This window comes from Desulfosporosinus sp. OT (assembly GCF_000224515.1).
Classification (GTDB): Bacteria; Bacillota; Desulfitobacteriia; order Desulfitobacteriales; family Desulfitobacteriaceae; genus Desulfosporosinus.
On sequence record NZ_AGAF01000190.1, the window covers coordinates 1 to 7,510 of the forward strand.

Here is a 7,510-nt window from a genome sequence, read left to right on the forward strand (position 1 = left end):
GCGATAACTGGAAGCTAATATTAGCTTGGGCTAAGTTATATTTAGTAGGATAATGGGAATAAATGGATTACATGTATTACATGTATTACAAGTAACTTGACTCTGAAAAGGTTATTTCAAGAGGCATATAGAATATAGTTTTAAGAATTGATTTCATGGAATAGTAGTTATTGCATACTTGTTGGAGATAGCGTAGCAAATTAAATATTTCAGAAAGGGCGGTTGTATGTTTATGAAAGTCGTGTTGGAAAAGGGACTATTAAAAATTCTACATAAATTCTTTTCCCTTACAACAATTATTCTTGCAGTTTTTGGGTTCTTTAATATAGAAAACTGGTTCCTTCGTATTTCTATGCAAGGAAGTCTTAGCTTAATGATGCTATTTATGGGTATGCATACTATTTCACAGGAAAAAGAGAAATATCAATTAGGCTATTTGCATATAGGAGCATCTGCTTTTATATTTCTCGTTATGCTATTTACAATTTTTGTAGGCTTTCATACAGGTGCTTTGTAATCTCGGTTAGAATACTTTTAAGAGTTGTTATCACTCCAATTAAGTCGCATCATTCTGATATAGCGCACTAAAATGATACGTAGACTAAAGGGGCCGCCGTCCTTGGCGGCCTCTGAATATGGGGGCGTACGGCATCAGATAACAACAATAGATTCCCGCAAGGGTGCCAGAAGAGGAAAGTTTGGGGAAGGTTCAGGCACCACATCTCCTCGCCTAAGATAAGAGCTATCTAAGGCGAGGGGACGTCGGGAATCCGGAACGTTAGGCGATATTGTTTAATTAAAGTAGAGAGTAAGCAAAAAGACGCTTTTAAGGCGTCTTACTTAAGCCAAACTATGCAATTTTACTTTCTTTCCAAAGTTTATACTTATTAAGGTCAGCTCTGATTTGGCTTATAACTAAGCCAAGTATAAATACGTCGTCTATGTATCCAACACCTGGTATAAAATCAGGAATAAGATCAATTGGTGAGACAAAATATATTAAAGCTCCCAAAATGGCTATTATTGAGCCGACTGGTATTTCCTTATACTCACCTTTAAACCAATCTCGGACGATTCCAAACATCAATAGTTGGTCTTGCCATACCTTTTCTAAAGGACCTTTTGCAGAATCGGCCTTTTTAATAGCATCATTTAAAACTTTCTTGGCCTTTTCTGGATCGTCAATCAATTCTTGTGCCTTGTTTTTTGCTTTTTCGTACTGCCGTTCGGCTTTCTTTTGATCAAAGTTTTTATTCATTTCGTAACCTCCTTGTTCTCCGTCCTATTTAAAATTGAATAATATATATAATTTTCTCTTTAAAAAGTGAAAACCCCTCTTTTTTCTACATACCATAAACTCTTTTTAAGGGCAAATACTTATTAAGTTAAGAGTCAATGGGACAACATTGCCTAACTCAAACATTCCCACAACTTTGCCAATATGAAAGCAGGATGGAGCTGCGGGTATGCATGAACGTTAATATGCTTCCAATTATTCTTATTTAGGTCATGAAGGAGTATTTATGGATTACTCAAATATAATAATCGCGATTCTTGATACTTTCTTTTATGAAGAAGAAACACTATTTCATGTAGTTAACCATTTGAAAAATCACGGAATCCATTTAGAACGGGATAAAATAAAAAGCTATCTTTCCCAACTCTTAAACGAAGGACTCATAGAAATCCTCGACGACCCTAGTCTTGGGAAAGTGAAATTTGAAAATAGCATGGATGAATATGTTGAGGATTACTGGTTCATGTTAACCGACAAGGGATTAAAGGAGTTAAATGTTTATAGGACTGCTGCGGATTCGTAATGTACATTATTCTTATACCCTATAGTATGTAATGCCGCCTCATCTCTATAAGTGTAGGGCGGCATCAGTAGGATTTTGTGAAGTTCAATTACTAGGAAATATTAAACCAACAGACAACTCTAGGGGGGGCCGATTTGAGGTTTAAAAAATAAAATAGCAATAATATCAGCTCTAATTCTAGAACTAAAAATCTTTATAGAATATTTCAGGTATTAAATCAGCCAATGTCTACTCTCAACGTTGGCTGATTCTGTCTTTTTAAATGGCCTTTCAAGGATTGAAACCCTACGCCTAATATTTCCAGCAAAAATATCTGTTGACCTGCTGCTTACAGTAAGTAGCATATTAGCGACTTCTTATAGGGAATACGTAGAAATATCCGTTGTACTATCTACGAGTCTAATTGGCGTTGGTAATTGGTGATCAATTGGATGGGTTGTAAAAATGGAGTTTGCAAGAAGGATAATAATTAAGTTCGCATTGTAGGGAACGTGCTCACTATGGCTGTGTCATCCAAGATAGTTGTATCTGCTTCGAGAGCCTATAAGCGGTCGGGAGGTCGCTGTCGCTGCCGACCAAAACGCGACCAATAATGAGCGCCGAATTATTTGGCGAAGAAATCTGTGACATCCCCTGCGGCACGTCCCCTTTCCAACCAGGACCGCAGATGAGGTAGGCTCCGGCCTCGGTTCCTGCGGTACGTTTACCGACGTAGGCGATGGTAGTATTTTTCGACGGATCGGTGAACTGCACACTGTAATAGCGACCGGCCATGTCCGGCACATGCAAGATTTGCGGCCCTTTACTAAGGTCTAACCAGCCGATCGTGATGAGCGTGTCACGGTTCACACCAGTAGTCGTTAAGTGAGAGCCTGATGAATGAAGAGGGTCTGCAAATTGCGCTTGAGGTTGCGTATAGAGCGTGTTAATTGGGACGGGGCCCTCACCAAACCCTTTAACAAGGATCGCCCTCTTAAACACGGACAGAAGCATACGCGGCAAAAAGTAGATGACAATGAACCATGCTGCGACCATGAATGAACCGAAAATCAGCAAATGCTCGTATCTCACGTGTTCCATCATTTCACCTCCACAATTGGCGGCACGTTGTATTTTCCGTCTAGAATTGTCGCACCAGGCATATATACACGCAACCAAAGAATGAATTTACCCGAGGGTGCGGGCAGCCAGTTGGATTCACAATTCGCCGGAGCGGTGTTCTGAATGCAAATATCGACAGAGCCGTCGGCGTTTGGCACGAGTCCCGACCGATCACTCACGCTATACCGATTGATTGAATTCGCCACAAAGCGATTCTTCGCATCACCCATGGTCAGTGACCAGAACGCATTATTCGGCGGGAGTCCACCCGCCGGAAAGCGCATGATATAGTTGTGCTCTCCGGAGAGGTCATGGCTCGAGCCATCTACGGATGTGGTCCAGTACATCGCCTCTTGCGGTATGTTTACTGGGCCAGGAAGGGCTAGGGTACACGCGGCTCGCAGCAACATGCCGTTGCCAGGTACGCTCAATCCAAACATGGTGATCCACCCGTTGACCTTTGTGGCCTTCAGCTTTGCGGTAATTTGAGCCGTGAAAAGCGCTAGCCCGAAGCCGACGAGAATGCCTTGAATTACGTCTGTTCTCACAGGTCTTGTTTGGATAAAGAAAAGCGATTTTATCATGACATAACTGCAAATCACACCGCTGATCGTCAATAGATAATTATACGCTTTTTTGGTCATTTAGTTATTCCCTCCTAGTTCTGCCCGCGGTGAGGATCGTTACATTTGCTGGGAACCCCTTGCACAATATCTTTTACAACGGTGTGCCTTAACATACGGTTGAATAAACCTCGCGGCGAGTTTGAATCCTGATAACTCATGGAAGATCACCCCTTACAAAAATTAAAGTTATTATGAAGTTACTCATTCGATATTTTCATATAAAAGAGACCTTCTAAGACCGTCCCTCGGTTAGAATAATTACTCTTTTTTAGCGTAAAAATACGAAGCCACAACTGTGATGAGCACCCATAGGAGTAACGGTATGATAATAACTAACCTCCATCACAAAGTTTGTTGGTAAAATCCAGGCAAGAATTATTATAAGAATTCCCGGTGGGATGCCCAATTTTCCTCCTAGTCGATGCGTTCGATTCCAACTTTCAGTACTCGATAAAGTCCATGGAGTGCGGAATCCGACCCACCAATTTGGTTGAAGACGGGGTAACATATTTGCTATTAGCATAAACATAATTCCAATGGTTTCATTCATATCGCGAGAGCCGCTGCCGTGAATAAGGATAACCACAGGTGCATCGACAGTATCTTTCGGCATCTATAACTACGTCAAACAGTTCAAAACTCAATTCCCCGTTTCAAGGCAAATTATTCTGTTTCCGGCACGACGCATTAAATAAATTCATTTGATAATTGTCACTATATATAGTACTATGCATATAGGAGGTGAAACGGTTGAGTAAGCTTAAAAAGTTACTTGAGAGAATCAAGAGTAACCCCCGACAAGTACGATTCGAGGAACTAGATAAGATATTGTTACATTACGGATTTTCAAAGAGGCAGCCTTCGGGTGGGTCAAGCCACTATACATACAAACTTGGAGAATCCAGATTAACTGTACCGTTCAAAAAGCCTCATATTGGTGAAGCCTACGTTGAATTGGCACTTGATGTTTTAAAAGGAGTGATAGACGATGAACAAGACGCTTGATTATTACATGGGTTTGCCGTATAGCATAACGCTTCATCCATCTCCTGAAGGCGGTTATGCTGTAGCGATTCCGGAACTACCTGGCTGCATTACTCAAGCTGATACCGCCGATGAAGCACTGGCCATGATAGAGGACGCAAAAAAATGCTGGTTGGAGTCTTGTATTGAGGATGGCGTCGAAATTCCTGAGCCTACTAGAGATGACTACTCAGGAAGATTTAATGTACGGGTCCCAAAGAGTCTCCATAGACATTTATCTGAACTCGCTAAAAAGGAAAATATAAGTCTTAATCAATTAATCCTTTATCATCTTTCGAGGAGTGCCGGATTTAAAGGTTAGTGAATTGGAGCGAGAGCGGTTATTAACCGCTCTTTTAAAAAATTTTAGAAGAATTAAATCTCCGAAATTTTTTTCTTAAAATGGTGGTAGTCAATTCAAATGACTTTGATTTAAGAGTTTAAAATAGTACCCTGATCCATTCCGGGGGGGCTTAACGTAACAAAAGCATTTAAGACAGGCTACTTTACATAGTCTCAGTTATCAGACCCAATGTATGGTATATGAGAAAAGTTAGCAGCCAGCGCCAGAAAATAAGTCCTAGTATACTAGGGACTTGTTGCTTTAGGTAAATTTTAAGAGCTGCCACAATGATGGCAGCTCTTTTCCCTTGGCTCCAGTCCAGTATTTTTGCAAAGACTAACTCAATGGACTCATTCAGTACACCCACTCAGTTGTGGGTGATTTTTTTATATATATAGATGGCACAACAATGGAGGTGAAAAAATTGACCTTTGAAAAAGACGCGTTAGCGATTCTCAAAGGAAAGGTAACACCCGCCTCGGGTGAGATTCTTATGTTCCTTAAGCAGAATTATCCTACTCCCTTTTTGAAAACTACCGTCATTGCCAAAATCGGATTGTCACAATATGTTGGAGGTGTTGCGTTCGAACGATTGGATTCAGCAGCGCTAATCGAATGTGACAATGCGATTAACGGATTCAATATGTATCAACTTTCTGAACATGGTTTAGCAATGCTAGAACTTGTGGAACGAAAGGAAATCTAAAGAGGAGGAAATGGGTATGCAAATTTTCACTCGACCACCGTTTGCTCGGTCAAGTTTACGAGACAATTCAACCTTACCACCCGAGATAAATGTAACAAACGATGAAAACAAGAACGATATGGGGGAAAGCATTATGGAGACCAACACAACAAACTTTGGTATTAAAGGATCTGTGATTGCTGAAGAAAGCCATTCCGATGTCAATAACGTTGTCAAAGAAGTATCAGTAACTTCTAGTGAAAAGGCTGAAAAGTCTGTTGCAGAGCCCTTAACAACGATAAATAAGTTTGAACAAGAATCGTTTGTTTTAAATTCAACGGTAAGTATAAACTTTGGCATTTTAGGATTAGGACAAGCAGGGGGTAAAATAACAGACTCATTTGCTGTTTGCCGGTTGCCCGGTAAAAATCAACCGACTTATCCAGCGATTGCTGTAAATACCTGTTTAGCAGATTTAAATGCATTAAGAAATATTCCAGATAGTCAACGTGTTGCTTTACCAAACTACAGATTGGGGGCTATGCGACAACCAGAGCTTGGATATGCAGCGATTAGTCAAGATGGAGTATTGGAGGACCTTGTTACAAACAGAGTTCCACGAGTCTTTGAACAAGTCGATCATGTCATTGTGTCCGCCGGTATTGGTGGAGGAACCGGTACAGGAGGTATCCAAACTGTTTGCGAGGCCCTAGCAGAAAAAGGTTATTCAGTTACAGCAATGATCACATTGCCAAGAAATTTAGACAGCGTTGAAGAAAAACAAAATGCTAATGTCTTCCTTGGCACATTACAGGAACTTATGTACAATGGTTTGGTCTCTTCGGTTATAGTGGTTGATAATAATCTTTTGTACAATCGATATGTTAATCAAGCCAAAGACTCTGGAATAGACATGGATTGGAAAACAGCCAGTAATATGGAGATCGTACGAATCATCAACGAGATGAATGCAACGACGGGGCTACCTTCACCAACAACCTTTGATGGGGCTGAGCTAACTAAGGTTCTTACTAGTGGAGGATGTGTAACGTTTGGAAAAGCGCGAATATCTTTACCGGACCCGGCTCTATTAGAATCGTTGGCTTTGGAACTTTCCAATATACTGAACCAAGGATACTTAGCAGAATACAAGAATTTGGCTGAAGCGCGTTACGCGGGAGTACAATTGATTATGCCTCCGAATCTCGAATTTGGCCCAATGATGGAACGAACCATAATTGACGAGCTAAAAAAGAAAATGCCCACACTCCTTGGAACTTATGTTGGTCATGCCCAAATCGAGGGGCAAAATGAGTTATTAGTTTATACCATTGTTAGCGGAATGGGATTGCCAGGTCGTGCTCAAGAGCTATCTCAATTATTACAGGTAGAGGTGGAAAAGATTAATGCCGCGGATGCCAAGCGAACGCAATTCACGCCAAATGAAGTAACGGTTATGAATCCTTTCCAGAAAAGCGCTAAAAAACGAACTGCAAGAAATCCTTTTGCGAAGGAGAGTTCAAGCGGTAAAGCTGAAAATCCGTTCGGAAATAAATAACCACGACTAACATATATTTTGAAACAATTACATCATATGTTCGAGACCTGATTAAGTCTTTGGGAGAAAAAGGGTTTAACGCAACCGATGAAGATGTATAAGCAATTTTGAACATTCGACGGAATAAAAGCGGTTTTAATTTCTATCGCAGATGGAGCGTCGCTTGAAAGTTGAGTGAAATATGCTCAGGCTCTTATCTCTTTATGGTAAGAGCTTTTTGTATTCGTGACAGGATTCACCTTACTTCGCAAGGGAATTATGCGATGATTAAAGTTATTCTAGTAAATATCCTTTTTTAGTGAAATACTTAAAGGCTTTTAAATTAGGATGATGACGTATTGCTGTAGGCGTTTT

At 40.6% G+C, this 7,510-nt stretch carries 10 protein-coding genes; 6 read left to right on the forward strand and 4 right to left on the reverse strand.

Going from position 1 to position 7,510, the window contains the following annotated elements:
- The first annotated feature begins 232 nt into the window (after positions 1 to 232).
- Positions 233 to 517 carry a hypothetical protein gene (locus tag DOT_RS18695; RefSeq protein ID WP_009622112.1) on the forward strand — a complete coding sequence of 95 codons (285 nt, stop codon included), beginning with the start codon at positions 233 to 235 and terminating at the stop codon, positions 515 to 517.
- A gap of 333 nt (positions 518 to 850) precedes the next feature.
- Here the strand turns inward: DOT_RS18695 and DOT_RS18700 are convergent, their stop codons facing one another.
- A complete protein-coding gene (locus tag DOT_RS18700) occupies positions 851 to 1,258 on the reverse strand; it encodes a YkvA family protein (RefSeq protein ID WP_009622116.1) in 408 nt (135 codons plus the stop codon).
- A 265-nt stretch (positions 1,259 to 1,523) separates the two neighbouring features.
- On the opposite strand from DOT_RS18700, the gene DOT_RS18705 reads away from it, so the two are divergent.
- Positions 1,524 to 1,820, forward strand: a complete 297-nt coding sequence (locus tag DOT_RS18705; RefSeq protein ID WP_009622117.1) for a hypothetical protein — start codon at positions 1,524 to 1,526, stop codon at positions 1,818 to 1,820.
- 498 nt (positions 1,821 to 2,318) lie between these two features.
- Here DOT_RS18705 and DOT_RS18710 read toward each other — a convergent pair whose 3' ends face one another.
- The 3 genes from DOT_RS18710 to DOT_RS18720 form a co-directional block, all read right to left on the reverse strand.
- The gene (locus DOT_RS18710) at positions 2,319 to 2,900 is read right to left on the reverse strand and encodes a DUF1254 domain-containing protein (protein ID WP_009622119.1); all 582 of its coding nucleotides are present in this window, start codon (positions 2,898 to 2,900) and stop codon (positions 2,319 to 2,321) included.
- Positions 2,900 to 3,565, reverse strand: a complete 666-nt coding sequence (locus tag DOT_RS18715) for a DUF1214 domain-containing protein (protein ID WP_009622122.1) — start codon at positions 3,563 to 3,565, stop codon at positions 2,900 to 2,902. Before DOT_RS18715 ends, DOT_RS18710 begins: the two co-directional genes overlap by 1 nt.
- A gap of 250 nt (positions 3,566 to 3,815) precedes the next feature.
- A complete protein-coding gene (locus DOT_RS18720) occupies positions 3,816 to 4,160 on the reverse strand; it encodes an SdpI family protein (protein WP_050809915.1) in 345 nt (114 codons plus the stop codon).
- Positions 4,161 to 4,297: 137 nt separating this feature from the next.
- Between DOT_RS18720 and DOT_RS18725 the strand changes: the two genes are divergently transcribed.
- From DOT_RS18725 to DOT_RS18740, 4 genes are all read left to right on the forward strand, one after another.
- Positions 4,298 to 4,552 (forward strand): toxin HicA, encoded by a 255-nt coding sequence (locus tag DOT_RS18725; RefSeq protein WP_009622128.1) that lies wholly within the window; start codon positions 4,298 to 4,300, stop codon positions 4,550 to 4,552.
- Positions 4,536 to 4,892: a type II toxin-antitoxin system HicB family antitoxin gene (locus DOT_RS18730; protein ID WP_009622130.1), complete on the forward strand. Its 357-nt coding sequence runs from the start codon at positions 4,536 to 4,538 to the stop codon at positions 4,890 to 4,892. Before DOT_RS18725 ends, DOT_RS18730 begins: the two co-directional genes overlap by 17 nt.
- 436 nt (positions 4,893 to 5,328) lie before the next feature.
- Positions 5,329 to 5,619 carry a hypothetical protein gene (locus tag DOT_RS18735; RefSeq protein ID WP_242833866.1) on the forward strand — a complete coding sequence of 97 codons (291 nt, stop codon included), beginning with the start codon at positions 5,329 to 5,331 and terminating at the stop codon, positions 5,617 to 5,619.
- Positions 5,620 to 5,635: 16 nt separating this feature from the next.
- Positions 5,636 to 7,156 carry a cell division protein FtsZ gene (locus DOT_RS18740; protein ID WP_009622132.1) on the forward strand — a complete coding sequence of 507 codons (1,521 nt, stop codon included), beginning with the start codon at positions 5,636 to 5,638 and terminating at the stop codon, positions 7,154 to 7,156.
- The last annotated feature ends 354 nt before the right edge of the window (positions 7,157 to 7,510 follow it).

Bases quoted from the DNA above. Each gene is read 5' to 3' on its own strand.
- DOT_RS18710 (WP_009622119.1), bottom strand. From the start codon at position 2,900: ATGGAACACGTGAGATACGAGCATTTGCTGATTTTCGGTTCATTCATG.
- DOT_RS18695 (WP_009622112.1), top strand. From the start codon at position 233: ATGAAAGTCGTGTTGGAAAAGGGACTATTAAAAATTCTACATAAATTC.
- DOT_RS18730 (WP_009622130.1), top strand. From the start codon at position 4,536: ATGAACAAGACGCTTGATTATTACATGGGTTTGCCGTATAGCATAACG.
- DOT_RS18700 (WP_009622116.1), bottom strand. From the start codon at position 1,258: ATGAATAAAAACTTTGATCAAAAGAAAGCCGAACGGCAGTACGAAAAA.
- DOT_RS18720 (WP_050809915.1), bottom strand. From the start codon at position 4,160: ATGCCGAAAGATACTGTCGATGCACCTGTGGTTATCCTTATTCACGGC.
- DOT_RS18715 (WP_009622122.1), bottom strand. From the start codon at position 3,565: ATGACCAAAAAAGCGTATAATTATCTATTGACGATCAGCGGTGTGATT.
- DOT_RS18705 (WP_009622117.1), top strand. From the start codon at position 1,524: ATGGATTACTCAAATATAATAATCGCGATTCTTGATACTTTCTTTTAT.
- DOT_RS18740 (WP_009622132.1), top strand. From the start codon at position 5,636: ATGCAAATTTTCACTCGACCACCGTTTGCTCGGTCAAGTTTACGAGAC.